Source organism: Nocardioides nitrophenolicus (assembly GCF_016907515.1).
GTDB lineage: Bacteria > Actinomycetota > Actinomycetes > Propionibacteriales > Nocardioidaceae > Nocardioides > Nocardioides nitrophenolicus.
Genome location: NZ_JAFBBY010000001.1, coordinates 1833998 through 1857949 on the forward strand (window position 1 = coordinate 1833998; position 23952 = coordinate 1857949).

General features: G+C 73.2%; 26 protein-coding genes. 8 read left to right on the top strand and 18 right to left on the bottom strand.

Annotated elements, in window-relative coordinates; translation table 11 throughout:
• Nucleotides 1-10 precede the first annotated feature (10 nt).
• From JOD66_RS09060 to JOD66_RS09075, 4 genes are read right to left on the bottom strand one after another with little or no spacing between them, the layout of a single operon-like run.
• A complete protein-coding gene (locus JOD66_RS09060; protein ID WP_204836555.1) occupies nucleotides 11-997 on the bottom strand; it encodes an ABC transporter substrate-binding protein in 987 nt (328 codons plus the stop codon).
• A 54-nt stretch (nucleotides 998-1051) separates the two neighbouring features.
• Entirely contained in the window at nucleotides 1052-1789 is a 738-nt protein-coding gene (locus tag JOD66_RS09065) for an ABC transporter ATP-binding protein (protein ID WP_204836556.1), read from the bottom strand.
• On the bottom strand, nucleotides 1786-2634 hold the full coding sequence (locus tag JOD66_RS09070; RefSeq protein ID WP_204836557.1) for an ABC transporter permease: 849 nt from the start codon (nucleotides 2632-2634) through the stop codon (nucleotides 1786-1788). Before JOD66_RS09070 ends, JOD66_RS09065 begins: the two co-directional genes overlap by 4 nt.
• Nucleotides 2631-3728 (bottom strand): LLM class flavin-dependent oxidoreductase, encoded by a 1098-nt coding sequence (locus tag JOD66_RS09075; RefSeq protein WP_204836558.1) that lies wholly within the window; start codon nucleotides 3726-3728, stop codon nucleotides 2631-2633. Before JOD66_RS09075 ends, JOD66_RS09070 begins: the two co-directional genes overlap by 4 nt.
• Nucleotides 3729-3810: 82 nt before the next feature.
• Between JOD66_RS09075 and JOD66_RS09080 the strand changes: the two genes are divergently transcribed.
• The 4 genes from JOD66_RS09080 to JOD66_RS09095 all read left to right on the top strand — a co-directional run bounded on the left by JOD66_RS09080 (nucleotide 3811) and on the right by JOD66_RS09095 (nucleotide 8435).
• A complete protein-coding gene (locus JOD66_RS09080) occupies nucleotides 3811-4803 on the top strand; it encodes a LysR family transcriptional regulator (protein WP_204836559.1) in 993 nt (330 codons plus the stop codon).
• Between the two features lie 41 nt (nucleotides 4804-4844).
• Nucleotides 4845-6371: a hypothetical protein gene (locus JOD66_RS09085; protein ID WP_204836560.1), complete on the top strand. Its 1527-nt coding sequence runs from the start codon at nucleotides 4845-4847 to the stop codon at nucleotides 6369-6371.
• A gap of 73 nt (nucleotides 6372-6444) precedes the next feature.
• Nucleotides 6445-7431, top strand: a complete 987-nt coding sequence (locus tag JOD66_RS09090; protein WP_204836561.1) for a GGDEF domain-containing protein — start codon at nucleotides 6445-6447, stop codon at nucleotides 7429-7431.
• A gap of 338 nt (nucleotides 7432-7769) precedes the next feature.
• Complete coding sequence (locus JOD66_RS09095) at nucleotides 7770-8435, top strand: hypothetical protein (RefSeq protein ID WP_204836562.1); 666 nt, start codon at nucleotides 7770-7772, stop codon at nucleotides 8433-8435.
• Nucleotides 8436-8521: 86 nt separating this feature from the next.
• Here the strand turns inward: JOD66_RS09095 and JOD66_RS09100 are convergent, their stop codons facing one another.
• From JOD66_RS09100 to JOD66_RS09140, 9 genes are all read right to left on the bottom strand, one after another.
• Nucleotides 8522-9853 carry a dihydrolipoamide acetyltransferase family protein gene (locus JOD66_RS09100; RefSeq protein ID WP_204836563.1) on the bottom strand — a complete coding sequence of 444 codons (1332 nt, stop codon included), beginning with the start codon at nucleotides 9851-9853 and terminating at the stop codon, nucleotides 8522-8524.
• Nucleotides 9854-9861: 8 nt separating this feature from the next.
• Entirely contained in the window at nucleotides 9862-10839 is a 978-nt protein-coding gene (locus JOD66_RS09105) for an alpha-ketoacid dehydrogenase subunit beta (protein WP_204836564.1), read from the bottom strand.
• Nucleotides 10836-11969, bottom strand: a complete 1134-nt coding sequence (gene pdhA, locus JOD66_RS09110; protein ID WP_204836565.1) for a pyruvate dehydrogenase (acetyl-transferring) E1 component subunit alpha — start codon at nucleotides 11967-11969, stop codon at nucleotides 10836-10838. Before pdhA ends, JOD66_RS09105 begins: the two co-directional genes overlap by 4 nt.
• Before the next feature lie 255 nt (nucleotides 11970-12224).
• Nucleotides 12225-13067, bottom strand: coding sequence for a PT domain-containing protein (locus tag JOD66_RS29430; protein ID WP_204836566.1), 843 nt, complete (start codon nucleotides 13065-13067; stop codon nucleotides 12225-12227).
• A gap of 10 nt (nucleotides 13068-13077) precedes the next feature.
• Nucleotides 13078-13956, bottom strand: coding sequence for a hypothetical protein (locus tag JOD66_RS09120; protein ID WP_204836567.1), 879 nt, complete (start codon nucleotides 13954-13956; stop codon nucleotides 13078-13080).
• A gap of 13 nt (nucleotides 13957-13969) precedes the next feature.
• A complete protein-coding gene (locus JOD66_RS09125) occupies nucleotides 13970-14821 on the bottom strand; it encodes a DUF2510 domain-containing protein (protein WP_204836568.1) in 852 nt (283 codons plus the stop codon).
• Between the two features lie 90 nt (nucleotides 14822-14911).
• A complete protein-coding gene (locus JOD66_RS09130; protein WP_204836569.1) occupies nucleotides 14912-15121 on the bottom strand; it encodes a hypothetical protein in 210 nt (69 codons plus the stop codon).
• 39 nt (nucleotides 15122-15160) lie between these two features.
• A complete protein-coding gene (locus tag JOD66_RS09135; protein ID WP_204836570.1) occupies nucleotides 15161-16012 on the bottom strand; it encodes a nuclear transport factor 2 family protein in 852 nt (283 codons plus the stop codon).
• Nucleotides 16013-16146: 134 nt separating this feature from the next.
• Entirely contained in the window at nucleotides 16147-16581 is a 435-nt protein-coding gene (locus JOD66_RS09140; RefSeq protein WP_204836571.1) for a hypothetical protein, read from the bottom strand.
• Between the two features lie 109 nt (nucleotides 16582-16690).
• Between JOD66_RS09140 and JOD66_RS09145 the strand changes: the two genes are divergently transcribed.
• From JOD66_RS09145 to JOD66_RS09160, 4 genes are all read left to right on the top strand, one after another.
• Nucleotides 16691-17395: a GntR family transcriptional regulator gene (locus tag JOD66_RS09145; protein WP_204836572.1), complete on the top strand. Its 705-nt coding sequence runs from the start codon at nucleotides 16691-16693 to the stop codon at nucleotides 17393-17395.
• 12 nt (nucleotides 17396-17407) lie between these two features.
• Complete coding sequence (locus JOD66_RS09150; protein ID WP_204836573.1) at nucleotides 17408-17800, top strand: phage holin family protein; 393 nt, start codon at nucleotides 17408-17410, stop codon at nucleotides 17798-17800.
• A complete protein-coding gene (locus JOD66_RS09155; protein ID WP_204836574.1) occupies nucleotides 17800-18303 on the top strand; it encodes a low molecular weight protein-tyrosine-phosphatase in 504 nt (167 codons plus the stop codon). Before JOD66_RS09150 ends, JOD66_RS09155 begins: the two co-directional genes overlap by 1 nt.
• A 77-nt stretch (nucleotides 18304-18380) precedes the next feature.
• On the top strand, nucleotides 18381-19223 hold the full coding sequence (locus JOD66_RS09160) for a 3-hydroxybutyryl-CoA dehydrogenase (RefSeq protein ID WP_443678819.1): 843 nt from the start codon (nucleotides 18381-18383) through the stop codon (nucleotides 19221-19223).
• A 508-nt stretch (nucleotides 19224-19731) separates the two neighbouring features.
• Here JOD66_RS09160 and JOD66_RS09165 read toward each other — a convergent pair.
• From JOD66_RS09165 to JOD66_RS09185, 5 genes are all read right to left on the bottom strand, one after another.
• Complete coding sequence (locus JOD66_RS09165) at nucleotides 19732-21417, bottom strand: AMP-binding protein (RefSeq protein ID WP_204836575.1); 1686 nt, start codon at nucleotides 21415-21417, stop codon at nucleotides 19732-19734.
• A gap of 88 nt (nucleotides 21418-21505) precedes the next feature.
• Nucleotides 21506-22567: an aliphatic aldoxime dehydratase gene (gene oxdA / locus JOD66_RS09170; protein WP_204836576.1), complete on the bottom strand. Its 1062-nt coding sequence runs from the start codon at nucleotides 22565-22567 to the stop codon at nucleotides 21506-21508.
• Between the two features lie 38 nt (nucleotides 22568-22605).
• Nucleotides 22606-22980 carry a (2Fe-2S) ferredoxin domain-containing protein gene (locus JOD66_RS09175; RefSeq protein ID WP_204836577.1) on the bottom strand — a complete coding sequence of 125 codons (375 nt, stop codon included), beginning with the start codon at nucleotides 22978-22980 and terminating at the stop codon, nucleotides 22606-22608.
• Entirely contained in the window at nucleotides 22977-23738 is a 762-nt protein-coding gene (locus JOD66_RS09180; protein WP_204836578.1) for a CbtA family protein, read from the bottom strand. The genes JOD66_RS09175 and JOD66_RS09180 overlap by 4 nt, the downstream gene beginning before the upstream one ends.
• Before the next feature lie 13 nt (nucleotides 23739-23751).
• Nucleotides 23752-23949 carry a CbtB domain-containing protein gene (locus JOD66_RS09185; protein WP_204836579.1) on the bottom strand — a complete coding sequence of 66 codons (198 nt, stop codon included), beginning with the start codon at nucleotides 23947-23949 and terminating at the stop codon, nucleotides 23752-23754.
• Nucleotides 23950-23952 lie beyond the last annotated feature (3 nt).

Here is a 23952-nt window from a genome sequence, read left to right on the forward strand (position 1 = left end):
GGCCGAGCGGTCAGTCGATCAGGCCGGGCTCGACGATCGAGGCGAAGTCGATCTGCTTGGGCAGCTCGCCGGCCTCGAAGAAGGCGTCGGCGAGAGCCTGCTCGGAGGCGATGGTCTCGTCGGTGACCGGGCCGAAGTCGGCGGCCTTGTTCTTCGCCACGATCCGGGTGACGTCGGGCGAGAGACCCGACTCGGCGGCCCAGCCGTCGCCCCACTCGTCGGAGTGGTCGATCGCCCAGACCCACGCCTCCTTGAGCAGGTTGACGAAGTGCCGGATGCTCTCGCGGGTCTCCGGCTCCTCGAGCGACTTCGTGGAGGCGATCTCGAACTGCACGCCCTGCTCGTCGGGCGCACCACCGGTGATCGCGACGGCGTCGTTCTGCTCGACGACCTGGGTGACGAAGGGGTCCCACACGGCCCAGGCGTCGACCTCGCCGGAGGTGAACGCGGCCAGTCCGTCGGCCGGGGCGAGATAGTTGGGCTCGACGTCGTCGAGGCTCAGCCCGTTGCGCTTCAGCGCCTGGAGCAGCAGTCCGTGCGCGGACGTGCCCTTGCCGACGGCGATCTTCTTGCCCGCGAGGTCGGCGACCTCGGTGATGTCGGAGCCGGCCGGCACCAGGATCGAGTTCTCCTGCTGGTCGCGCTCCTGGACCTGGGCGATGATCTTGAAGTTCGCGTCGGAGGCGGCGCCGAAGATCGGCGGTGCCGAGCCGACCCACGCGACGTCGATCTGGTCGGCCGAGGCGGCCTCGACGATCGGCGGCCCGGCGGTGAACTCGGCCCACTCGATCTCGTAGGGGAGGTCGTCGAGCAGGCCCGCCTTGTCGAGGACGGCGCGCACGCCGTCCTTCTGGACGCCGACCCGCAGGACCGGCTTGGCACCGGCGTCCCCGCTGTCGTCGTCGGACCCGCAGGCGGTCAGGCCGGCGAGGGCGGCGGTGGCGGCGACCGTCGCGGCCAGCAGGCGCAGACGGGAGCGTCGGTTGGTGTTCAGCATGGTTCTCCGTACTTTCTCGGGGGTGGTGCTCGGGAGCGGGTGATGCGCGGAAGGTCAGGCGGAGGCCGCGCTCGGGCGTACGCCGAGCAGGCCCAGCAGCGCGGTCCGGCGCCGCACGATCTCGGGGTGGTCGCGGCGGCGGGGCCGCGGCAGGTCGATGGCCTCGTCGTGGATCAGCCGGCCGGCGTCCATCACGATCACCCGGTCGGCGAGCAGGAGCGCCTCCTCCACGTCGTGGGTGACCATGAGGACGGCGGGCCGGTGGGTCGCGACGAGCTCGCGGACCAGCTCCTGCGCGGAGATCCGGGTGAGCGCGTCGAGGGCGCTGAACGGCTCGTCGAGGAGCAGCAGGTCCGGCTCGCGGACGAGGGCCCGGGCGAGGGCGACCCGCTGGCGCTGGCCGCCCGAGAGTTGGCGCGGCCAGGCGCGCTCCCGGCCGTCGAGGCCGACCTCGGCCAGCACCCGCTGGGCCCGCTCCCGCGCGTCGGCGCCGCGCAGGCCCAGGCTGACGTTGTCGAGCACCCGCCGCCACGGGAAGAGCCGCGGGTCCTGGAAGACGACGGCCGGCTCGCGGCCGCCGACGACCTCTCCCTCCGCGCCGGTGTCGATGCCGGCGAGGATCCGCAGCAGGGTGGACTTCCCGCACCCCGAGCGGCCGAGCAGCGCGACGAACTCGCCCGTGCGGATCTCCAGGTCGATGCCGTCGAGGACCAGCTGGTCGCCGAAGCTGCGCCGCACGGAGCGGGCTGCGGCCGCGACCGCGGTACCGGTGTCGTCGATCGGGTGGCTCATCGCACTCCCTCGTCCCGCCACCGCACGGCGGCCCGCTCGAACGCGCGCACCACGGCGTCGGTCACCAGCCCGAGGACGGCGTAGCAGAGCAGGCCGACCACGATGATGTCGATGCGCAGCACGTCGCGCGCGTTGTTGATCAGGTAGCCGAGCCCGGCTCCGGCGTTGACCTGCTCGGCCACGACCAGCGCCACCAGGGCCGCCCCCAGCGACTGGCGTACGCCGACCAGCACCCCCGGCAGCACCGCCGGGACGTAGAGGTGGCGCAGCCGCTCACCCCGGGTCAGCCGCAGCGACCGGGCGACCTCGACGAGATCGCGGTCCACGCCGCGCAGCGCGGCGACCAGGTTGAGGTACAGCGGCACCAGCGCGAAGAGCGCGACCAGGTAGATCTTGGGCTCCTCCTTGATGCCGAACCAGATGATGAACAGCGGCACCAGGCCGAACAGCGGCAGCGCCCGCAGCATCTGGACGTACGGGTCGACCAGGGCGTCGCCGAGCCGGCCGAGACCGACGATCGTGCCGAGCACGACCGCGACGCCGCCGCCCAGGGCGAAGCCGAGTCCGGCCCGGCGCAGCGAGACCACGATCGCGTCGGGCAGCTGGCCGTTCTCCCACAGGAAGCGCGCGGTCTCGAGGATCGTGCCCGGCGCCGGCAGCGTGCTCTCGGCGAGCAGTCCGGTCGAGGACGCGACCTGCCAGGCCCCGAGGAGGAAGAGCGGGCTGAGCAGCCGGAGCAGGGTGTAGGGCAGGTCGCCGCGGCGCCGTGCCTTGCGCGCGGGCCGCGCCGCCGTCGTACCGGCGGCGGTGGCGACCAGCCCGCGGGGTGCGGTGTCGACGCTCATGCCGCCCGCTTCCACAGGCCGCGCTTCTCCAGCACGGGGAGGACTCCCTCGCCGAACCAGTACGCGCCCTCGAGGTGGGGATAGGCGGAGAGCACGAACTGGTCGATGCCCACCGCCTGGTACTCCTCGATCAGGTCCGCGACCTGCTCGTGGCTGCCGACGAAGGAGGTGCCGGCGCCGCCGCGCACCAGCCCGACGCCGGCCCACAGCCCGGGGTGGATCTCGAGCTCGGCGCGCGAGCCGCCGTTGAGCCGGAGCATCCGCTGCTGGCCGACGGACTCGCTGCGGGCCAGGCCCGCCTGCACCCGGGCGATGGTCTCGTCGTCGATCGCGGCGAGCAGGCGGTCGGCCTCGGCCCAGGCCTCCTCGGAGGTGTCGCGGTTGATCACGTGGACCCGCAGCCCGAAGCGCAGCTCGCGGCCCTCGCGGTCGGCCAGCTCGCGGATCCAGCGCACCTTCTCGGCGACCGCGGCGGGCGGCTCGCCCCAGGTGAGGTAGACGTCGGCGTGCCGGGCGGCGACCTGGCCCGCGGCGGGCGAGGAGCCGCCGAACTGGATCTCGGGGCGGACCTCGGGCAGCCGGTGCAGCCGCGCGCCCTCGACCCGCAGGTGCTCGCCCGCGAAGTCGACCTGCTCGCCGTCCCAGAGCCGGCGCACGATGGTCAGGAACTCGTCGCACCGGGCGTATCGGGCGTCCTTGTCGAGGAAGTCGCCGAACGCCCGCTGCTCCGCGCTCTCGCCGCCGGTCACCACGTTGAGGAGCAGCCGGCCACCGGAGAGGTTCTGGAAGGAGGTCGCCATCTGCGCGGCCAGAAGGGGTGACATCAGGCCCGGGCGCAGCGCGACCAGGAACCCGAGCCGCCGGGTGACCTCGCTCAGCATCGCGGTGGTCACCCAGGCGTCCTCGCACCAGGCGCCGGTCGGCACCAGCGCCGACTCGAAGCCGAGCTGCTCGGCGCTGCGGGCGATCTGACCGAGATAGTCGATCGTCACGGGCCGGCCGGCGGGACCGGCGTCCACGCCGTGCCCACCGCCGACCACGTCGCGCCCGTCACCGCCGTTGGTCGGCAGGAACCAGTCGAACTTGAGGGACATCGCTCTCCTCCAGAGATCACTTCTTTAAGTCAATCAAACTAATAGAGATATGCTCATGCAAGGCATTCCCGTTGCTTCGGCCATGGGATCTCACAGGGGCACGATCGGGTTCCCCGATCACGAGGAGGGCATCCGGATGCGGATCGAACAGCTGGAGTACGTCGAGGCGATCACCCGGCACGGCTCGCTGCGACGCGCCAGCGAGGCGCTGCACATCTCGCAGCCGGCCATGTCCGAGGCGATCATCCGGCTGGAGCGCGAGCTCGGCGTCACCCTGCTGGACCGCCGGCGCACCGGCGCCCGGATCAGCCGGCGCGGACGCGACCTGCTCCCCCACCTCACCGACGCGATCGAGGCGGTCCAGCGGCTGCGCTCCTCGGCGCGCGAGCAGACCACGGCCGCGCGCGTGGTCCACGTCGGCACCGTCCAGGCGGCCAGCTCGACGCTGCTCATCCCCGCGGTCCGGGCCTTCCGCGCGGCCAACCCGGCCGCGACCGTCGAGCTGCGCAACATGCAGCAGTCGGAGATCTTCACCGAGATCGCCGCCGGCGGACTCGACATCGGCCTGGTCAACCTGCTCGAGGGGGACGACGTGCCGCCCGACATCCAGCGCTCCGAGCTGATCCACGGCGTACCGGTGGCCGTACTGCCGGCCGACCACCCGCTCGCCGTACGGACCACGCTGGCGCCCGACGACCTGCGCGCCGAGCCGTTCGTCGAGATGCGCCCGGGCTACCTGATGAACCGCTTCGCGCACCGCTGGTTCGGACCGGCGATGCCGCCGGTCAGCTACACCGCGGACGGCGCGGAGCTCGGCAAGGCGCTGGTCGCCCAGGGCACCGGGTTCACCCTGCTCCCCAACTTCACCGTGATGGGACACCCGCTGGAGCAGAGCGGCGTCCTCACCTACCGGCCGATCGAGGGCACCGTCCCGACCGTCACCCTCGTCGCCTGCCTGCGCAAGGGGGTCCAACAGCCCGAAACGGTCCGCGCGCTCGTCACCGCGCTGCTGCGCCGGGCCCGCGAGTACGTGCGGTCGACGCCGTCCACGCCGTCCACCGACGTACAAAACTGAAACAGGTTCTCGTCGGCCGGTTTTCGTCCTAGCATCGCCGGATGCGCATGCTCCGCGTCGCGGCCTCGGGGATCGCCGCCACCCTCGCCCTGTCCCTCGGCTCGCTCGGCGCGCAGCCCGCCCACGCCGACCCGGCCCTGCCCGGCCTGCCGGCGCTGCCGACCGTTCCCGGCCTGCCGATCCCGGCCCTGCCGACCGACCTGCTCGCGCCCCGCTTCATCGGCGCCCCGGCCACCGTGCAGCCGCTGGACGCGCCGCCGATCCCGCAGAACCCCCATCTCGCGCCCAACGGGCGCAGCAGCATGCACAACGATCCCTACAGCTCCGACGCGTACGCCGGGCCGGGTCCGCTCGGGCGCGACCTGCGGATGCGCACGGCGTCGTACGGGATCCGGGAGTGCGCGACGATGGCGTTCGACTCGCACGACCGGATCGTGGGCCTGTGCGGCGGGCTCGAGGGCTTCACGCTGATGGTGATCGACCCGGTCACGCTGCGGGCGATCGACCAGCTGCAGCTCTCGCAGCGCGACCTGGCCTCGGGCGCGAACCCGCTCACCGACATCTGCGGCGGCACCTACTTCTTCCTCGACGGCCAGGACCGGGCCTACGCCACGACCACCGACGCCTCGATCGCCGAGGTCGCCGTCGGCGCCGACGGCTCGCTGACCCGTGGCCGGACCTGGCCGCTGGCCGCGCACCTCGCCGCCGACGACTGCCTGGTCGCGACCGGCGTCGACTGGTCGGGACGGGTGTGGTGGTTCAGCCAGCAGGGCACCGTCGGCACCCTGGACCGCGGCACCGGCGCCGTGCGGTCGCTTCGGCTGCCGGCGGGCGAGGGGATCTTCAACTCCGTGTCCACCGACGAGACCGGCGGCGTGTACTTCGTCTCGACGCACCGCAGCTACCGCCTCGACGCGGCCGCCGACGGGACGCCGGAGATCACCTGGGCGATCCCCTACGACCGCGGCACCACCAAGAAGCCGGGCATGCTCTCCCAGGGCTCCGGCACCTCCCCCACGCTCATCGGCGAGCGGTGGATCGCGATCGCCGACAACGCGGAGCCGCAGAGCCACGTCATCGTCTACGACCGCCGCAAGGGCGTCGCCGACCGCGAGCACTGCTCGATCCCGGTGCTCGCGTCCGGCGCGAGCACGACCGAGAACAGCCTGGTGGCGGCCGGTGAGTCACTGATCATCGAGAACAACTACGGGTACGCCGGCGTCCAGTCCACGCTGCTCGGCAAGACCACGACACCCGGCGTCTCGCGGGTGATGATCGACCCCGACGGCTGCCACGTGGCGTGGACGAACCCCACCAGCGCGCCGACGTCGGTGCCGAAGGCCTCGCTCGCCACCGGACTCGTCTACGTCTACTCCAAGCCGCGCGGCAACCCGGTCGACCCCTGGTACGTCACCGCCATCGACATCCGCACCGGCGAGACCCGCTGGAGCCGGCTGACCGGCACCGGCATCCAGTGGAACAACCACTACGCGTCGATCTACCTCGGGCCCGACGGCGCACTGTACGTCGCTACGATCGTCGGTCTGATCCGGCTCACCGACGGCTGACCAGCACCCTCAGGTCTCCCGCCCGCCAGCCGATCGGGGCTCAGCACCACTCTGCGGCAGATCGGAGGCGGCCATGGCGGTCGACGTCCTCGCACATGCGCTGGCCTCCGCCGGGCCCGACGCACCCGACAGCTTCACCGAGGCGGCCCGGCGCGTCGTCGGCTACCTCTCCGGGCACACCCCGCTGGCCACCTGGTCCGTCTCCCGGGTCGCCGGCGGGGAGCAGGTCCACGTGCACGTCCAGCCGGGCGCCCCGACCGGCCCGGCCGGCCCGCTGATCGAGACCGGCCAGCGGGTCCGCTGGGACGACTCGTTCTGCCGGCGGATGACCCTCGGGGCCGCGCACGTCGTACCGGACTCGGCCGCCGACCCGGCGTACGCGGGACTTCCGGCCGCGAGCGACGTGCGCGCCTATGTCGGCTACCCGATCAGCGACGACGGCGGCCGGCTCTTCGGCATCCTGTGCGGCGTGGGCGAGCAGCCCCTCACCGACCCCGCCGAGGTCGACGACGCGCTGGTCGAGCTGCTCAGCCACCTCCTCTCGAGCCACCTCGCCGCCACCCGGGTGGCCGACCGCGGCCGCCGCGCGGCCCGGCTGGCCGCCGCCCTCGCCGACACCGACGCCCTCACCGGCCTGATGAACCGGCGCGGCTGGGACCGCCTCGTCGAGGACGCCCAGGAGCGGGTCGGCGCCTTCGGGGACCCGGTCGCGGTCGCCGTCCTCGACCTCGACGGACTCAAGCAGGTCAACGACGCCGAAGGCCACGAGGCCGGCGACGACCTGCTCCGCCGTGCCGCCGAGGGCCTGCGCCTGGTCGCCGGCGACGGGGACCGGCTCGCTAGGTACGGCGGCGACGAGTTCGCGATCCTGTCGAACAACGTCCCCGTCGCCGACCTGCCCGACCACTTCGCCCGCTTCGTCACGTCGCTGCGCGAGCACGGCGTCGAGGCCTCCCTCGGCCATGCCTTCGCCGGCCCGGGCGAGCGCACGGTACGCGAGGCGTTCCGGCAGGCCGACGCCGCGATGTACGACGTCAAGCGGGCCCGGCGGGCGGGATGACTCGCGTGCGGCCGCGAGGAGGGGCGGCCTCGGCTCGTCCCGCGGCGGGCTGTCGACGTACGTAGGCGCTCGTGGCGCCGTCCTCAGGGTCTCGGCGTCCGACGGGGGCGGGCGGCTGGGTGGCTGACCGGGCTGTAACACGCTGTCCGCTGACCTGCCTGACCCAAGCCGCCTGTAGCCGACCCGTACAGACCCCCTCTCGCGACGTCTTGGGTCGCGAAGAGCAGCGAACAACGTGTTACAGCGCCGTCCACGACCCGCCCGCGCCGAGCGGCGGGATCAGTGGTGCCCGGTGCGTCGGTGGTGCTGTCGGTCGGCCGGGCTGTCACAGTTTGTCGATGGAGGAGCCCGCCGAGCGCGTTCCGGTCGCGCCGAGGGCACGGGCCGGGGAGACCTCGGCACACGGTCGTCTCGGAGTCCGGAGCCGGGTCGGCGCGGCTGCGGCAGCCATGGTCGTGGCGGCGGCGGCGGGGGTGACGGTCGCCGCGGCCCTGATCGGATCGGGGTCGCGGGACGAACCGACGCCGGCCGACCAGCGGACAGACCGGCCGACACGCCACCCGCAGCAGATCGCCGAGGCATTCGTCGCGTTCGCCGCCGATGGCTCCACGACGGTTCCGTGGTCCGACCGGGTCTCCTACCTGATCGAGGGCAGCGTGGTAGCGAGCCTCAGCTCGGCGGACGCGAGCACCCACCAGGCATGGAGCGGGTGCCCGCCGAGCGAGCACGAGTACGCCGCCCGCGCCTGCCCGGTCTCTCCGGTAACGGCGCGCGCGGGCCTCCTCGCGGAGGGCGGTGAGGCTGTCGTGGAGCCGGGTACGCCGCACACCGTCGGGTGCAGCTCGCCGGTGCTCGCAGCACCAGCGGAGCTGAATGCGGCCTCCGCCGTCACGATTCGGCCCCCGCTCGTCCGACGGGACTGCTTCGCCGACTTCGCCGTCACGCTCTATCTGGCCGATGACGACCGGGTCTCGGCGCTCGCCCTCACCCTCAGTGGGCCGTAGGGCGGCTGCCGTTCGACGACGACGCCGCGCCGATGCTCGCCGCGACGGCGGCCGCTCACGGACCCGCCGTGGTGACCCCGGACGGCTCAGAACAGCAGCGCCGTGGCCGGGTCGGCCACCAGGTCGGCGACATCGGCGAGGAACCGGGAGCCGGTGGCGCCGTCGATGTGGCGATGGTCGAAGGACAGCGACAGGGTCATCACCTGGCGCGGCAGCACCTGGTCGCCGACCACCCACGGCCGCGGCCTGATCGCGCCGAGGCACAGGATCGCGGACTCACCGGGGTTGATGATCGGCGTGCCCCCGTCGACGCCGAACACCCCGACGTTGGTGAGGGTGAACGACCCGCCCGCCATGTCGGCGGGCTGGGTGCGGCCCTCGCGAGCGGTGGTGGTGAGCGCCTCCAGTGCCTCGGCGAGCTCGACCAGGGACAGGGCGTGGGCGTCCTTGATGTTGGGGACCACCAGGCCGCGGGGGGTGGCGGCGGCGATGCCGAGGTTGACGTAGTGCTTGACCACGACCTCCTGGGCGGCCTCGTCCCAGGTCGAGTTGATCAGCGGGGTACGGCGCAGCGCGAGCAGGCAGGCCCGGGCGACGACCAGCAGCGGGCTGACCTTGACGTCCGCGAGCTCCCGGCGATCCCGCAGCCGGGCGACCAGCTCCACGGTCGCGGTGGCGTCGATGGTGACCCACTCGGTGACATGGGGCGCGGTGGAGGCCGAGGCCACCATCGCGGCGGCCATGTTCTTGCGCACCCCCTTGATCGGCTCGCGGGTCTCGCGGCCGGCGGGGTCGGCGGCGACCGGGGCCGCGACGGGACGAGCCGCCGGCGCGGCGCCGCCCGCGGCGGCGAGCACGTCCTCCTTGCTGACCGTGCCCTGGGGCCCGGTCGGCGCCAGCGTGGTGAGGTCGACGCCGAGGTCGCGGGCCAGCCGGCGCACCAGCGGCTTGGCGAGGGCCCGGGCCGGGCGGGCGGGCTCGTCGACCGGACCCGGCACCACCACGGCCGGCACCTCGTCGGGCGTGGCCTTGCGGGCGCGCCGCTTGAGCGCGCGCTGCTTGGGCCCGTAGCCGACGAGGGTGGCGTTGCCGGCCGGCGGGATGTTGGTGTCGATCGGCTCGGGAGCGGGCGGAGCCGCCGCCGGAGCGGTCGGCGGCGTGGCGGCGGGCGCGGCGCCCGGCTCGCCGATCCGGATGATCGGCGTGCCGACCTCGACCGTCCGCCCCTCGGGGACGAGCAGCGCCAGCACGTGGCCGGCGTACGGCGAGGGCAGCTCGACGATCGACTTGGCGGTCTCGATCTCGACCACGATGTCGTTGACCGCGACGACATCGCCCTCCTTGACCCGCCAGGCCACGATCTCGGCCTCGGTGAGGCCCTCGCCGACGTCGGGGAGCTTGAACTCGTGGGCAGTCATGGCACTCCTCAGAACCCGTAGGTCCGGTCGACGGCGTCGAGGATCCGGTCGAGGTCGGGCAGGAAGGCGTCCTCGATCCGGGCGGGCGGGTACGGCGTGTCGAAGCCGGTGACGCGCAGCACCGGCGCCTCCAGCGAGTGGAAGCACTCCTCGGTGACCCGGGCCGCGATCTCGGCACCGAGGCCGAGGGTCAGGTGCGCCTCGTGGACGACCACCAGGCGACCAGTACGCCGGACCGACTCGTGGACGGGGACCAGGTCGAGCGGGGAGAGGGTGCGCAGGTCGATCACCTCGAGCGAGCGGCCCTCCTCCGCGGCGACGGTCGCGGCGTCCAGGCAGGTGGAGACCGTCGGCCCGTAGGCGACGAGGGTCGCGTCCGCACCCGCACGCACCACCCGCGACTGCCACAGCGGCGCGGCCGGCGCCGACTCGTCGACCTCGGCCTTCGCGGAGTGGTAGAGCCGCTTGGGCTCGAGGAAGACCACCGGGTCGTCGGAGTGGATGGCCTGCTGGATCATCACGTAGGCGTCGGCCGGGTTGGAGCAGGTGACCACCTTGAGCCCGGGGGTGTGCACGAACTGCGCCTCGGGCGACTCGCTGTGGTGCTCGACCGCGCCGATGCCGCCGCCGTACGGGATCCGGATCACCATCGGCATCCGGACCCGGCCCTGGCTGCGGAAGTGGATCTTGGCGACCTGGCACACGATCTGGTCGTACGCCGGGTAGACGAAGCCGTCGAACTGGATCTCCACCACGGGCCGGTAGCCGCGCATCGCGAGACCGACGGCGGTGCCGACGATGCCGGACTCCGCCAGCGGGGTGTCGACGACCCGCGCGTCGCCGAAGTCCTTCTGCAGCCCGTCGGTGATCCGGAAGACGCCGCCGAGGGCGCCGACGTCCTCGCCCATGACGACGACCTTGTCGTCGTCCTCCATCGCCTTGCGCAGGCCCGCGTTGAGGGCCTTGGCCAGGGTCATCGTGGTCATCGGCCCACCTCCTCGAACGAGGCGGCGTGGGCGTCGTAGTCCGCCTGCTGCGCGGCGAGCTCGGCCGTCTTCTCGGCGTGGACCAGGTCCCACAGGTCGTGGGTCGAGGGATCGGGCAGCGCGTGGCACTCGCGGCGCATCCGCTCGCCGAGCGCGTCGGCCTCGGCCGCGACCTCGGCCAGGAAGGCGTCGTCGGCCATCCCGTTGCGGCGCAGGTAGACCTCGAGCCGGGCGATCGGGTCCTTCAGCTTCCAGTGCTCGACGTCGTCGCTGAGCCGGTAGCGGGTCGGGTCGTCGGTGGTGGTGTGGGCGCCCATCCGGTAGGTGTAGGCCTCGATCAGGACCGGGCCCTGGCCGTCGCGGGCGCGCTGCAGCGCGGCCCGGGTGACGGCGTACGTCGCGAGCACGTCGTTGCCGTCGACCCGGATGCCGGGGAAGCCGAAGCCGTGGGAGCGGCGGTAGAGCGGGATCCGGGACTGCCGCTCGAAGGGCTCCGAGATCGCCCACTGGTTGTTCTGGCAGAAGAAGACGACCGGCGCGTTGAACGAGGCCGCGAAGACGAACGCCTCGTTGACGTCGCCCTGCGACGTGGCGCCGTCGCCGAAGTGGGCGACCACGGCGGTGTCGCGCTCCGGGTCGCCGGTGCCGACCAGGCCGTCGCGCTGCACACCCATGGCGTAGCCGGTCGCGTGCAGTGTCTGCGCGCCGATCACGATCGTGTAGAGGCCGAAGTTGTGCGCCGACGGGTCCCAGCCGCCCTGGTCGACCCCGCGGAACAGGGCGAGCAGCCGGACCGGGTCGACCCCGCGGCACCAGGCGACGCCGTGCTCGCGGTAGGTCGGGAAGACGTAGTCCTGCGGCGCGAGCGCGCGGCCGGCGCCGATCTGGGCGGCCTCCTGGCCCAGCAGCTGCGCCCACAGGCCGAGCTCGCCGTGGCGCTGCAGGGCGGTCGCCTCGGTGTCGAGGCGCCGGACCAGGGTCATGTCGCGGTAGAAGCCGCGCAGCTCCTCGGCGCTGAACTCGATGTCGAAGCCGGGGTGGCGCACGCGCTCGCCCTCGGGGGTGAGCAGCTGGACCAGCTCGGGGTCAGGTGCGCGCTCGGGCGGGGGTCCGAAGACGGGATCGGTCATGCGCCACTCCTTGCATCCGCCGCCTGCGGGATCGCCGCGGCACGGGTCGGGTCGGTCCGTGGTCCGGGTCCGTCACAGGGGTGGCGTGACGTGTGATCCGGAGCACACCGTCACTCGCCACGATAACTCGTCCCCATGATTCGGCCGGTGAGCCCAACGCCGCGGCGTTGGGGGCGACGCACGGGAGTGCTCCCGGCGCCCTGTCCCCCCAGGCGGTACGACGGCACGGGGAGCCGCGCCGTCGTACCGATCGCGTCACTTCTCCACGTAGGTGTAGCCGCTGACCAGCCAGTCGCCCGAGCTCCCGTCGAGGGCCCAGGTCGAGTCCAGGGTCTTGCCCGTGCTGGGGGCGTAGACGTCGCCGTAGACGTTGACGACGTAGGCGTCGAGCGTCGTCTCCGGCTCCTGGAAGGTGTACTCGGCGTTGGACATCTCCAGGTTGCCGGCCACGGCCTTGCAGCCGGCCTGGTCGGTGAACTCGGAGGCGAAGTACTCCGGCGTCGTGAGCCCCTCGACCGCCAGGCAGTCGCCCTCGAGCAGCGAGTCGAGGAAGGCCCGCGCGGTGATGGTCGGGTCGTCGGTCGGTACGTCGGTGGGTGCGTCGGTCGGCTCGTCCGTGGGCTCGTCGGTCGGCTCGTCCGTGGGCTCGTCGGTCGGCTCGTCGCTGGGCTCGTCCGAGGCGCTCTCGGAGGTGTCGTCCTTGGCCGCCGGCTTGTCGTCGTCGCCGTTGAACACGGTGAGGGCGAGCACCGCCACGATGCCGAGCACCAGGACCACCGCACCGGCCACGAGGCCGATGATCAGGCCCTTCTTGCCGCCCCCGCTGCTCGGTGGCGCGGGGAAGCCGGGACCGCCCGGCCCGCCCGGCCCGCCGGGGTAGCCGCCGCCCGGGTAGCCCGGCTGCTGGGGATAGCCCGGTTGCGGATAGCCGGGCTGCGGCGGGTAGCCGGCCGCCGGGGGCGGCGCGGGGTAGCCCTGCTGCGGCGGCTGCTGGCCCGGCGCGCCGTACGGCGGCACCGGCGCCCCGCCGGCGGGCGGCGCGATCTGGGTCGGGGGCTGCTCGCCCGGCTGCCCAGGTGGGGGGAACTGGTCGCTCACGCGCGTGAGCCTAGTGCCAGTCGGGCTCCGGGACGGGCGATTCGGCACGGCGGCCCGACCACAGGCCGACCAGCACCAGGACCAGGCCGGGGACCGCCGCCAGCAGGAAGCCGCGCGCGTACGGCTCGAGCGAGTCGATCACGGTGTCCACCAGGACGCCGGCGAGCTCGCGGCGCTCGACCTGGACCCGGTCCAGGACGGCGGTGCCCAGCGGGTTCGCGGCCGCGAGCAGCCCCGCCGCGGCGAGGGCGACGCCGAGCAGGGCGAACCCGAGGGCCCGGACCTCGGCCCGCCAACCGCGCGCCACGATCAGGGCGATCACGACCAGGCCGATCCACACGAAGGGCAGCAGCCGGCTGACCCCGTCGACGGCGCGGTACGCCGGCCCCGCCTCCGCGACCTTCGACTCGCGCTCCACCGGGACCCGCACCTCGACGTCGGGCAGCAGCCCGACCGGGATGCCGCGGTCCTCGAGCCGGGCCAGCACCAGGTCGACCAGCGGCCCGGCGTCGACGGTGATCGAGCCGTCGGCGGGGGCGTCCGGGTCCTTCAGCACCGCGAGCACCTGGTCGTGCACGTCACCGTTGGCGGTGCGCCAGAAGGCCGGGAATTCCGGACTCTCCACCGCCGCCCTGGCCGCCTGGTCGGCCCACGTCCGCACGCCCGAGGGCAGTCCGAAGGGGATGTTCTCCTGCAGCGCCTCGACCGCCCCGTCCGCGGCGGCGTCGGCGAGCACCCGGCGCACGGTCGGGTCGTCGGCGAGACCGCCGACCGTGTCGACGTACGCCGCACGGTCGTCGACCCGCGCGGTCAGCCAGCTGCCGGCGATGGCGAAGGGCGCGACCAGGGTCGCGAGCAGGACCGTGACGGTCAGGGCGAGGGTGCGCATCCGGGCGGTCGGCTCAGCCGCTGTACGGCTCCGCGACCTTCCAGTCCCCGTCTTCCTTGACCAGCTTCATGGTGAGGGTGCGCGAGCTGGTCCGGTCGCCGTCGAGCTCCTCGTCGAGGAAGTCGTCGTCGGCGGTGTACTCGGCGGTCTGGCGGATCTCGACGGTCGCGTCGTCGCCGTCCTCGTCGACGTCCTTGACCTCGAACTCCACGTCGTAGTTGTCGCGGATCTCGTCGACCGAGCGGCCGTACCTGTCCTCGAACTCCGCGCGCTGGTCGTCCTCCTCGTCCTTGCGGTTGTCGCCGTACTCGCCGCAGTCGTCGGCGTCCGCCGCCTCGAGCAGGGTGTCGCGCTGGTCCTCCGAGCTCAGCTCGCAGACCTTCTCGACGTCGCCGTCGAAGCTGGCCAGCAGGTACTCCTGCGCCACGTCGCCGGGGCCGTTGCCGCCGACCGCCTTCACCAGGACCACCACGAGGAGCAGCAGGACGACGACCGCGACCGCCGCTCCGCCGAGGATCAGGCCGAGCCTCTTGCCGGAGCCGCCCGCGGGCGGCGGGGCCCAGGAGGGCTGGCCGAACTGCTGGGGCTGGCCGAACTGCTGGGGCTGCTGGCCGAACTGCTGCGCCTGCTGGCCGTAGGGCTGCTGGGCCTGCTGGCCGTAGGGCTGCTGCGGCTGGCCGTAGGGCTGAGCGGGCGGCTGCTGTGGGGCCGGGGGCTGCGGGGCGATGACCGTGGCGTCGGCGGCCGGCGCGGACGCGGGCGGCTGGGTGTGCTCGGTCCATCCGGTGCCGTCCCACCAGCGCTGCCCGCCCTGTCCGTCGGGATACCAACCGGCGGGGACGGTGGGCTGGTTCGGGTCGGACATCACACTCTCCTGGGCACGCGGGCAGGTCGGCGGGCATCATGCCACGCGGCCGGCCGGTTCAACCCCGGCGGCTCGGAGATCGCGATGTCTTCAGTTGGTGGTGGTGATGACCGCCACCAGCGCGACGAACAGGACCAGCGCGATCGCGGTCAGCAGTCCGACGGTGAAGCCGATGGTGCGCTTGACCGTGGCGGGCGGGGGCGGGAGCGCGGGTCCGCCGTAGGCCGGCGGCCCACCGAGGTACGGCGGGGGCGGCGGACCCGGGGGCGGCGGCGGAGCACCGTAGGGCGGCTGGCTCATGGGACGAGGTTAGTCAGGAACCGGCCCGCGCGGGGCGGTTCAGCCGGCGTCGCTGAGCTTCCACCGGCCGTCCTCGCGGACCAGGTGGAAGACCGAGGTGTCCTTCGCACCGTAGATGTCGAGCTCGACCGGAACGCTCGCCTTCTCCCCCGTCGGGTCGATGGTGGCCGCGCCGACGTCCCAGGTCACCTTGTCGCCCAGCTCGGTCGGGATCTGGGCCGCGTCGCAGCTGCCCTCGTCGGCGAGGTAGGCGGAGGTGACCAGGTCCTCGGCGGTCGCGCAGTCGCCGGCGAACGCGGCGTCGAGGAAGGCCGCCACGACCGCGGCCGGCTCGTCGGGGACGGCGTCCGCGGTGCTCGAGCCCCGCGCCGACGGACCGCCCGTACCGGTCGGGTCCGCGGGCGGGCTGCCGGGGCTGCTCGGGGCGTCGGTGCTGTCGGTGCTGTCGGTGCTGTTGGGGCTCTCGGAGCTGCGGGACGCGTCGTACGACGCGACCAGCCACTGCCCGTCGACCTTCTCGAGCACGAAGGTGTAGGTCGAGCTGCCGTACTGGCTGGTGAAGTCGGCCGGCACGCTCGCGGTCGAGCCGTCGATGCTGGCGTCGTGGACGTCGGACTCGACGTCCTCGGTGGCGAGCAGCTGGAAGGCCTCCGACCGGCACGGGTCGGTCGCCTTCGCGTCCTCGGTAAGCAGCTTCTCGGCCGCCGCGCAGTCCCCGTCCTCGGCGGCGTCGACCAGCTGCTCGACGACGTCCTCGGGCGTCCTCGCCGAGGAGTCCTCGGCACGACCGCCGTCGTCACCGTCGTCGTCACCGGTGAGCGCGAGGACCAGGCCGACCGCGACGGCGACCAGCAGGACCACCCCGACGACACCCAGCACGATCCACGGCACCCGGCTCCTGCCCCCCGGTGCCGGCGGGAACGGAGGCGGCCCGGCGGGAGGGGGCGGGAACGGGGGCGGTCCCGCCGGGGGCGGTCCCGCCGGGGGCGGCGGGAACGAGGGCGGCGGCGGGGGCTGCTGGCTCATCAGGGGTGCACCTGCTCGAGATAGTCGGAGAACCACGACTCCAGGTCGGCCGGGTCGGTGGGGAAGTCGGGGATGCTCGTGGGCATACCCGACGGGACCCCGCTCGGAACCCGCGTCGGGCGGTCGGGCCCGCTCGGGATGCCGCTGGGCAGGTCCGGCAGGCTCGTCGTCGGCAGGTCGCTCGGGAAGTCCGAGGGATCGATCGTGGGCAGGTCGAGGGTGGGCTTCGTGGCGGGCGCACCGGGCGTCGTACTGCCGGTGGTGGTGCTGCCGGCCGGGTCGGCGTCGCCGTCGTCGCGGCCGACGAGCAGGAACGCGGCGACCGCCACGACCGCGATCGCGAGGACGACGCCGCCGACCGCGACGACCGCCCGCAGGCCACGGCCGCCGGCCACCTCGAGGGACGGGCCGTCGGTGGGGAGCTCGGGGGGCACGCCCTCACCCTAGGACGTTCGCCCGGCCCTCGTCCGCGATGCGACATTTCGCGACCGCGCCGGCCGGCGAGCTGCGTCCCTAAGCAACCGGGCTTGCAGAATGGGGCGCATGGCCGGACCGTCCACGCCACCCCCGAACCCCTTCACCCCGCTCAGCATCGAGCACGAGTCGACGGTGTCCCGGGTGGCGGCGGAGGTGCGGCGGGCGATCTTCGAGGGCGACCTGGAGAGCGGTACGCCGCTGCGCGAGGTGGCGCTCGCCGAGTCGCTCGGCGTCTCGCGGCCGACGGTGCGCGAGGCCCTGACGGTCCTGGTCGCCGAGGGGCTCGCGACCCGGGAGCCGCACCGCGGGGTGATGGTGGCGACGCCGCGGGCCGAGTCGGTGCGCGACGTGTGCCGTGCGCGGCTGGTGCTCGAGGGAGCGGGGGTGCGGGCCTGGCCGGCGGCCGACGACGTACGACGGGCGCGGGTGCGCGCCACTCTCGACGCCTACACCGCCGCGGTGCGCAGCGGCGAGGCGACGTACGAGGAGCTCAACGAGCGCCACCTGTCCTTCCACGTCTCCCTGGTCGAGCTGACGGGCGTTGCCCGGCTGGTGCAGATGGCCGAGGCGCTGATGGACGAGCTCCGGCTCGCCCTCGCACAGGTCGAGCGGATCAACCGCAACGCCCACGACGAGGCCGGCTCCCACGAGGGCCTGGTCGCCCTGCTCGAGGCCGACCGGATCGACGGCGACGACGGCGCGCACGCCTTCCTGCGCCGGCACATCGCCGACGCCGAGGTGGAGATCATCGAGGCGCTCGGGCTGGAATGACACACTGGCCGCATGCTGGCCTTCCTGTCCCGTTGGGTGATCACGGCCGCGGCGCTCGCGCTCGCCGCCCAGCTGATCGACGGCATCTGGTTCGAGGGCGCGACCGAGGGCCGCGCGGAGTTCGACGACAAGATCCTGCCGTTGGTGCTGGTCGCGCTGATCTCGTGCGTCGTGACCGCGTGGGTCAAGCCGCTGCTCACCTTGCTGTCGATCCCGTTCATCCTGGTCACCCTGGGCCTGTTCCTGATCGTGCTCAACGCGCTCCTGCTGCGGCTCACCGCCTGGCTGGCCGACGTGGTCGACCTCGGCTTCCACGTCTCCGGCTTCTGGCCGGCCGTGTGGGGCTCGATCATCATCAGCATCACCACCTGGTTCCTCGACGCGATCATCGGCTTCGGCGACTGATGCTCGCCGTACCGCCGCCCCGCACCCCGGGGCGCTACCGGGTCGCGCTCGTCTGCCTCGGCAACATCTGCCGCTCGCCGATGGCCGACGTCGTCCTCGCCGCCCGGGTCGCCGAGGCCGGTCTCGACGACCGGGTCGAGGTGGTCAGCGCCGGCACCGGCACCTGGCACGTCGGCGAGCCGATGGACCGCCGCGCCGCCGCCCTGCTCACCACGGAGGGCTATGACGCCAGCCGGCACCGTGCCCAGCAGGTCCTCGCCTCCTGGCTCGACGAGCAGGACCTGGTGCTGGCGATGGACCGCGACAACCTGCGCGACCTGCGCGCGCTCGGCGATGCCGACCCCGACCGGGTCCGGCTGTTCCGCGACTTCGACCCCGCCGAGCCGGGCGGCGAGGTCCCCGATCCCTTCTTCGGCGGCGACGAGGGCTTCGGCACCGTGCTCGCCATGGTGGAGCGCACCTCGGCCGCACTGGTGACCGCGGTGGCCGGCGTACTGTCCTGAACTGGCCCTACTCGCCGGTCACCCGTACGTTTACTAGGACGTCCTAGTAAACGAGCGAGGGGAACCTGATGACGAGCATCGAGCGTGTGGGAGTGGTCGGCGGCGGCCTGATGGGATCGGGCATCGCGGAGGTCAACGCCCGCGCCGGCAAGGACGTCATCGTCGTCGAGTCCTCGGCTGACGCCGTCGAGGCCGCCCGCCAGCGTCTCGAGAGCTCGCTCAAGCGCGCCGAGAGCCGCGGCAAGATCGAGTCCGCGGCCGCCGTGCTCGAGCGGATCCGGGTCGTCGACGACCTCGCCACCCTCGCCGACCGCGACCTCGTCGTCGAGGCGATCGTCGAGGACGAGCAGGCCAAGACCGAGCTGTTCCGCCGTCTCGACGAGATCGTCACCAGCCCCGACGCGATCCTCGCCTCGAACACCTCGTCCATCCCGATCATGAAGCTGGCCGTCGCCACCAAGCGCCCCAGCCACGTCCTCGGCGTCCACTTCTTCAACCCGGTCCCGGTCCTCAAGCTGGTCGAGCTGGTCCCCTCGCTGATGACCGCCGAGGAGACCACCGAGCGGGCCCGCGCCTTCGTCCAGGACGACCTCGGCAAGAACGCGATCGACTGCCAGGACCGGGCCGGCTTCGTCGTCAACGCGCTGCTGATCCCCTTCATCCTGTCGGCCATCCGGATGTTCGAGTCCGGCTTCGCCTCCGCCGAGGACATCGACCAGGGCCTGGTCCTCGGCGCCGCCCACCCCCAGGGCCCGCTCGCCCTGGCCGACCTGATCGGCCTCGACACCGTCAAGGCCGTCGCCGAGTCGCTCTACGAGGAGTTCAAGGAGCCCCTCTACGCCGCCCCGCCGCTGCTCGCCCGGATGGTCGAGGCACGGCTGCTCGGACGCAAGACCGGCCGGGGCTTCTACACGTACTAGTTTGGCCGTCGCTTCGCTCCGGCATGTCGGGCGCGCTTCGACGCGTCGCCTTCCTCCGCTCCGCTCGTTCCTCGCTCCGCTCCGTCCAGGCAACGCGGCGCGCCCGACGGAAAGCACTCAGCCGGATGTCATGCATTGCGCACGACATCCGGCTGATTCTCGTCGCGCCGCCCGCCGTTTCTGGACGGAGGAGCGAGCGAGGAACGAGCGAGCGGGGGAGGAAGAAACGTACTAGTTTGGCCGTCGCTTCGCTCCGGCATGTCGGGCGCGCTTCGACGCGTCGCCTTCCTCCGCTCCGCTCGTTCCTCGCTCCGCTCCGTCCAGGCAACGCGGCGCGCCCGACGGAAAGCACTCAGCCGGATGTCATGCATTGCGCACGACATCCGGCTGATTCTCGTCGCGCCGCCCGCCGTTTCTGGACGGAGGAGCGAGCGAGGAACGAGCGAGCGGGGGAGGAAGAAACGGCGTTGGCAGGCGGCGCGACATGCGCGAGCGCAGCGAGCGCCAATCAGAAAGAGAAGTCCTCGTCGCGGAACTCCCCCGCCGGCCGGGCGCCCTCGACCTCGGCCTCGCGCTGCCGCAGCTCGACCCGCCGGATCTTGCCGGAGATCGTCTTGGGCAGCTCGAAGAACTCCAGCCGGCGCACCCGCAGGTACGGCGCGAGGTGCTCGCGGGCGTAGCCCAGGATCGCCTCCGCCGTCTCGGCGGTGGGCTCGAAGCCCGGCACCAGCGCGACGTACGCCTTGGGCACCGCCAGGCGCACCGGGTCCGGAGCCGGTACGACGGCCGCCTCGGCGACGGCGGGGTGCTCGATCAGGACCGACTCGAGCTCGAAGGGGCTGATCTTGTAGTCGGAGGCCTTGAAGACGTCGTCGGTGCGGCCGATGTAGGTGATCACGCCGTCGGCGTCCCGGGAGGCGACGTCGCCCGTGTGGTAGAAGCCGCCGGCCATCGCCTCGGCGTTCTTCGCGGGGTCGCCCTGGTAGCCGGTCATCAGGGTCAGCGGCCCGGCGGACAGGTCGAGGCAGATCTCGCCCTCCCCCACGCCGTGGACGACCTCACCGGTGAGCGGGTCGACCAGCACCACGGGTACGCCGGGCAGCGGCCGCCCCATCGAACCCGGCACGACGGGCTGGCCGGGGGTGTTGGCGATCGCGGCGGTCATCTCGGTCTGGCCGAAGCCGTCGCGGATGGTGAGTCCCCAGTGCCTCTCGACCTGGCTGATCACCTCGGGGTTGAGCGGCTCGCCGGCGGCGATCGCCTCGCGCAGCACGCCGGGTCCGCCGGTGAGGTCGGCGTTGATGAGCATCCGCCACACCGTGGGCGGCGCGCAGAAGGTGGTGACGCCCTCGGTGCGGAGCTGTCCGAGCAGGGCGACCGGGTCGAAGCGGGCGTAGTTGTAGACGAAGACGGTCGCCTCGGCGAGCCACGGCGCGAAGAAGTTCGACCACGCGTGCTTCGCCCAGCCGGGGCTGGAGATGTTGAGGTGCACGTCGCCGGGCCGCAGGCCCAGCCAGTACATCGTCGAGAGGTGGCCGACGGGATACGACACGTGGGTGTGCTCGACCAGCTTCGGGCGCGAGGTGGTGCCGGAGGTGAAGTAGAGGAGCAGCCGGTCCTCGCTCGCGTTGCCCGGGTGGGGCAGCGGCGCGGCCGGCCGGTCGTACGCCGCGGCGTAGGACGTCCAGCCCGCGACCGCGTCGCCCACGGCGATCCGCACGTACGAGCCCGGCACCTCGTCGAACTTGGTGCTGTCGGCGGCATTGCAGATCACCGCACGCGCGCCCCCCCGCTCCAGTCGGTCGACGAGCTCGGCGGGCCCGACGGCGGTGGTGGTCGGCATGATCACCGCGCCGAGCCGGATCAGCGCGAGCATCGACTCCCACAGCTCGACCTGGTTGCCGAGCATCACCACCACGCTGTCGCCGCGCCCGATGCCCTGCGCGGCGAGGTGCGCGGCGACCTGCTCGGAGCGGGTGACCAGCTCGCCGAAGGCGTACGACGCGCGCCGGCCGTCCTCCTCGACGATGACCAGCCCGGGCCGGTCGTTTTCGCGGGCGTACCCGTCGAACCAGTCGTGCACGAAGTTGAAGCTCGACCCGACCTCGGGCCAGGCGAACCGGGCCACCGCCTCGGCGTGGTCGGTGCGCAGGTCGCGCAGCAGGTCACGGGCGGTACGCAGGGCGGTGCTCATGGTTCCACTCTCCTCGCAGCAGTCGCCGCACGGCACCCTCGAAAGTGGGCGCCGCGCGGCGACGGGACGGCATCGGTCGGCTTAGGGATCAGCGGGCGGCCGGCACCCGCGCGTCGCGCAGCATGCCGGTGGCCGGGTGGCAGTTGAGGTACTCGAAGGTCTGGTCCCGGGCGTCGGAGACGGAGACCTCGTGGTACAGCCGGAGCTTGTCCAGGCCGGCCACCACCCGGAAGAAGGTGACGAAGATCCGCAGGTGGGTGGGGTGCGACTCCGCCCACCGCTCGAGCTGGTCGAGGGAGCGCCAGTGACCGAGGTTGTAGCTCTCGTCGAGCTCGTTGCCGTCGAGGTCGATGCTGCGGACGAAGCGGTTGCTGTAGCAGCCGTGGGCCTGGCCCTCGTCGCGGAGGAAGTCCATCCCGTCCTGCAGGGTCGGCAGGATCTCGTCGAGGTAGAGGTCGCGCTCCTCCTCGCCGGCGGCGCGCCAGTCCTGGCCGGAGCGGATCAGGCAGATGTTGTCGTGCCCCCGGACCACGACCCGTCCACCACGTTCGGGATCGCCCTCGACGACGGTCAGCTCGCCGGTGGCCTCCATCCAGTCGGTCTGGGAGATCGGGAACCGGTCGCGCGCCGAGCCCCAGTAGCCGTGCTCCTCGATCTCCCCGCTGGCCTCGGGCATCAGCTGGCCGACGCCGGGGAAGTCCTCGGTGAACGCGTAGAGGGTCTCCAGCTGGTCCACCCGGGGGGCGACGATCTCGCGGAAGTAGCCGATGCCCTCGTCGAGGCGGTCCGGCGAGGCCCACCAGCCGGCGACCTCCTCGGAGCGCAGCCACCGGCAGTACGCCGCCGGGTCGGCCCAGTAGGCGAGCACCATCAGGTTGTGGTGGTCCTGGTTGTCGACGTGCTGGGTGAGGTCGTGGTGGACCGGCCCGTCGGCCAGGCCGAGCGTGCCCACGATGTGGCGCAGCGCGGCGAGGGCCTGCGGCCGCCGCTCGTCGTCGGCGTACTGCACGCCGAAGGACGCCATCACGACCTGCTGCAGCTCCTTCGGACCGCGCCCGACGAACATCGGGAAGGGCGGGGTGTAGTCGTCGGAGACCCGCCGGGACAGGGTGCGCGGGCACTTCAGGTGGGTGTCGATCGCTGATTCCATGGGTTCCTCACTGGTTCTGGTGGTGGGTGGGTTGCCGGTCAGGCGGTGGTACGACGCAGCCCGGCGGCGGTGCGGATCTCGCCGAGCTCGGCCGGCGGCTCGGCGAGGCCGGGTCCGCCGCGGCGTACCCAGTCGGCGACGGCGCGGGCGCGGTCGAGCGTGTTGACCTCGGTGACCCAGGCCGGCCGGGCCCCGGCCGCCCGCGCCGAGGCGGCGGGGTTGACGACCACGACGTTGGCCAGGTCGCAGGCCCAGAGGCAGTCGACGGTGATCAGTTCGGCGCCGGGTCCCAGGTCGGCTCCGAGCGCGGCCGCGACCGCGTCGTGGTCGACGTCGGGGAGCTTGCGCGGGGTGCCGCAGCAGCAGCCGCGGCACATCCGGACCCGGGGCCCGCGCTCGCCGGTCGTGCTCACGCCGAGACGAGCTGCCGCGCCCGGTCCGGTACGTCGGCCCGCGGCTGGTCGAGCCAGGCACAGGTCGCGCCGATCGCCAGCCACATCAGGCCGATCTGCGCGAGCGAGGCGACCCGGAACTCCCAGACCAGGTCGGCCGGCACGTTGCCGGGGATCGGATCGGCGGCATGCGGCAGGACGGCGACCAGGAGCGCCGTGCCGACGACGCCGAGGGCGACCGCCGCGGCCGCGCGGGGGCCGGGCCGGAGCGCGGCGGAGCGGGCCACGCCGATCACCAGCGCCGCGAGCGCGACGGCGCAGACGATGGTGCCGAGATAGGTCACGGTGCGCAGGTCCACCGTGGCCGGGTCGCCCACGGCCGGCGGGTTGGCCGGAACCACGAGGGCCGGAGCGAGGGTGAAGGTCACGAAGCCCAGCCCGGCCAGGGTCATCGTGGTCCCGGCGGGGGTGCGCCCGGGCAGCCGCGCGCCGAGGAAGCGGTGCACCAGGGCGAACGCGATGCCGACCAGGATGCCCACGACCAGCACCGTCACCAGGCCGAGGACGACCTGCTCGGGTCGGGAGACCAGGGCGTCCGAGCCGTGGTCGTGGGTGGCGCCGCCGGCGTGCTCGTGGACGCTGCCGGCCTCCTCGATGGCGATCGCGGCCCGGATCGACGGCTCGACGAGCCAGTTCAGCGCGGCGGCGCCGAGCCCGCCGGCCACGGCGCCCGCGAGGGCACCGTTGCCGACGGTCCGGCCGAGGGTCGGGGCGGACACGGGTCCGCCCCGCTCAGTGGCAGGGCACGCCGAGGGCGTGCCGGGCGTCGTGGGTGGCCTCGTGCAGGTAGGCGGCCGCGTCCGCGGACAGCAGCAGGCCGTTCTCCTGCAGCAGGAACAGCACGCCCAGCAACATGACCGCGGCCAGGGCGAGGCCGAGCGCGGTGGTCGCGACGCGACCCGGGACGGAAGTGGTGGTGCTCGATGCCATGAC

Coding starts and splice junctions, on each gene's coding strand:
- JOD66_RS09060 (WP_204836555.1), bottom strand. CDS start 997: ATGCTGAACACCAACCGACGCTCCCGTCTGCGCCTGCTGGCCGCGACG.
- JOD66_RS09155 (WP_204836574.1), top strand. CDS start 17,800: ATGCTCGCCGTACCGCCGCCCCGCACCCCGGGGCGCTACCGGGTCGCG.
- JOD66_RS09150 (WP_204836573.1), top strand. CDS start 17,408: ATGCTGGCCTTCCTGTCCCGTTGGGTGATCACGGCCGCGGCGCTCGCG.
- JOD66_RS09085 (WP_204836560.1), top strand. CDS start 4,845: ATGCGCATGCTCCGCGTCGCGGCCTCGGGGATCGCCGCCACCCTCGCC.
- pdhA (WP_204836565.1), bottom strand. CDS start 11,969: ATGACCGATCCCGTCTTCGGACCCCCGCCCGAGCGCGCACCTGACCCC.
- JOD66_RS09120 (WP_204836567.1), bottom strand. CDS start 13,956: ATGCGCACCCTCGCCCTGACCGTCACGGTCCTGCTCGCGACCCTGGTC.
- JOD66_RS09065 (WP_204836556.1), bottom strand. CDS start 1,789: ATGAGCCACCCGATCGACGACACCGGTACCGCGGTCGCGGCCGCAGCC.
- JOD66_RS09185 (WP_204836579.1), bottom strand. CDS start 23,949: ATGGCATCGAGCACCACCACTTCCGTCCCGGGTCGCGTCGCGACCACC.
- JOD66_RS09070 (WP_204836557.1), bottom strand. CDS start 2,634: ATGAGCGTCGACACCGCACCCCGCGGGCTGGTCGCCACCGCCGCCGGT.
- JOD66_RS09090 (WP_204836561.1), top strand. CDS start 6,445: ATGGCGGTCGACGTCCTCGCACATGCGCTGGCCTCCGCCGGGCCCGAC.
- oxdA (WP_204836576.1), bottom strand. CDS start 22,567: ATGGAATCAGCGATCGACACCCACCTGAAGTGCCCGCGCACCCTGTCC.
- JOD66_RS09080 (WP_204836559.1), top strand. CDS start 3,811: ATGGGATCTCACAGGGGCACGATCGGGTTCCCCGATCACGAGGAGGGC.
- JOD66_RS09105 (WP_204836564.1), bottom strand. CDS start 10,839: ATGACCACGATGACCCTGGCCAAGGCCCTCAACGCGGGCCTGCGCAAG.
- JOD66_RS09125 (WP_204836568.1), bottom strand. CDS start 14,821: ATGTCCGACCCGAACCAGCCCACCGTCCCCGCCGGTTGGTATCCCGAC.
- JOD66_RS09145 (WP_204836572.1), top strand. CDS start 16,691: ATGGCCGGACCGTCCACGCCACCCCCGAACCCCTTCACCCCGCTCAGC.
- JOD66_RS09075 (WP_204836558.1), bottom strand. CDS start 3,728: ATGTCCCTCAAGTTCGACTGGTTCCTGCCGACCAACGGCGGTGACGGG.
- JOD66_RS09130 (WP_204836569.1), bottom strand. CDS start 15,121: ATGAGCCAGCCGCCCTACGGTGCTCCGCCGCCGCCCCCGGGTCCGCCG.
- JOD66_RS09095 (WP_204836562.1), top strand. CDS start 7,770: ATGGAGGAGCCCGCCGAGCGCGTTCCGGTCGCGCCGAGGGCACGGGCC.
- JOD66_RS09100 (WP_204836563.1), bottom strand. CDS start 9,853: ATGACTGCCCACGAGTTCAAGCTCCCCGACGTCGGCGAGGGCCTCACC.
- JOD66_RS09165 (WP_204836575.1), bottom strand. CDS start 21,417: ATGAGCACCGCCCTGCGTACCGCCCGTGACCTGCTGCGCGACCTGCGC.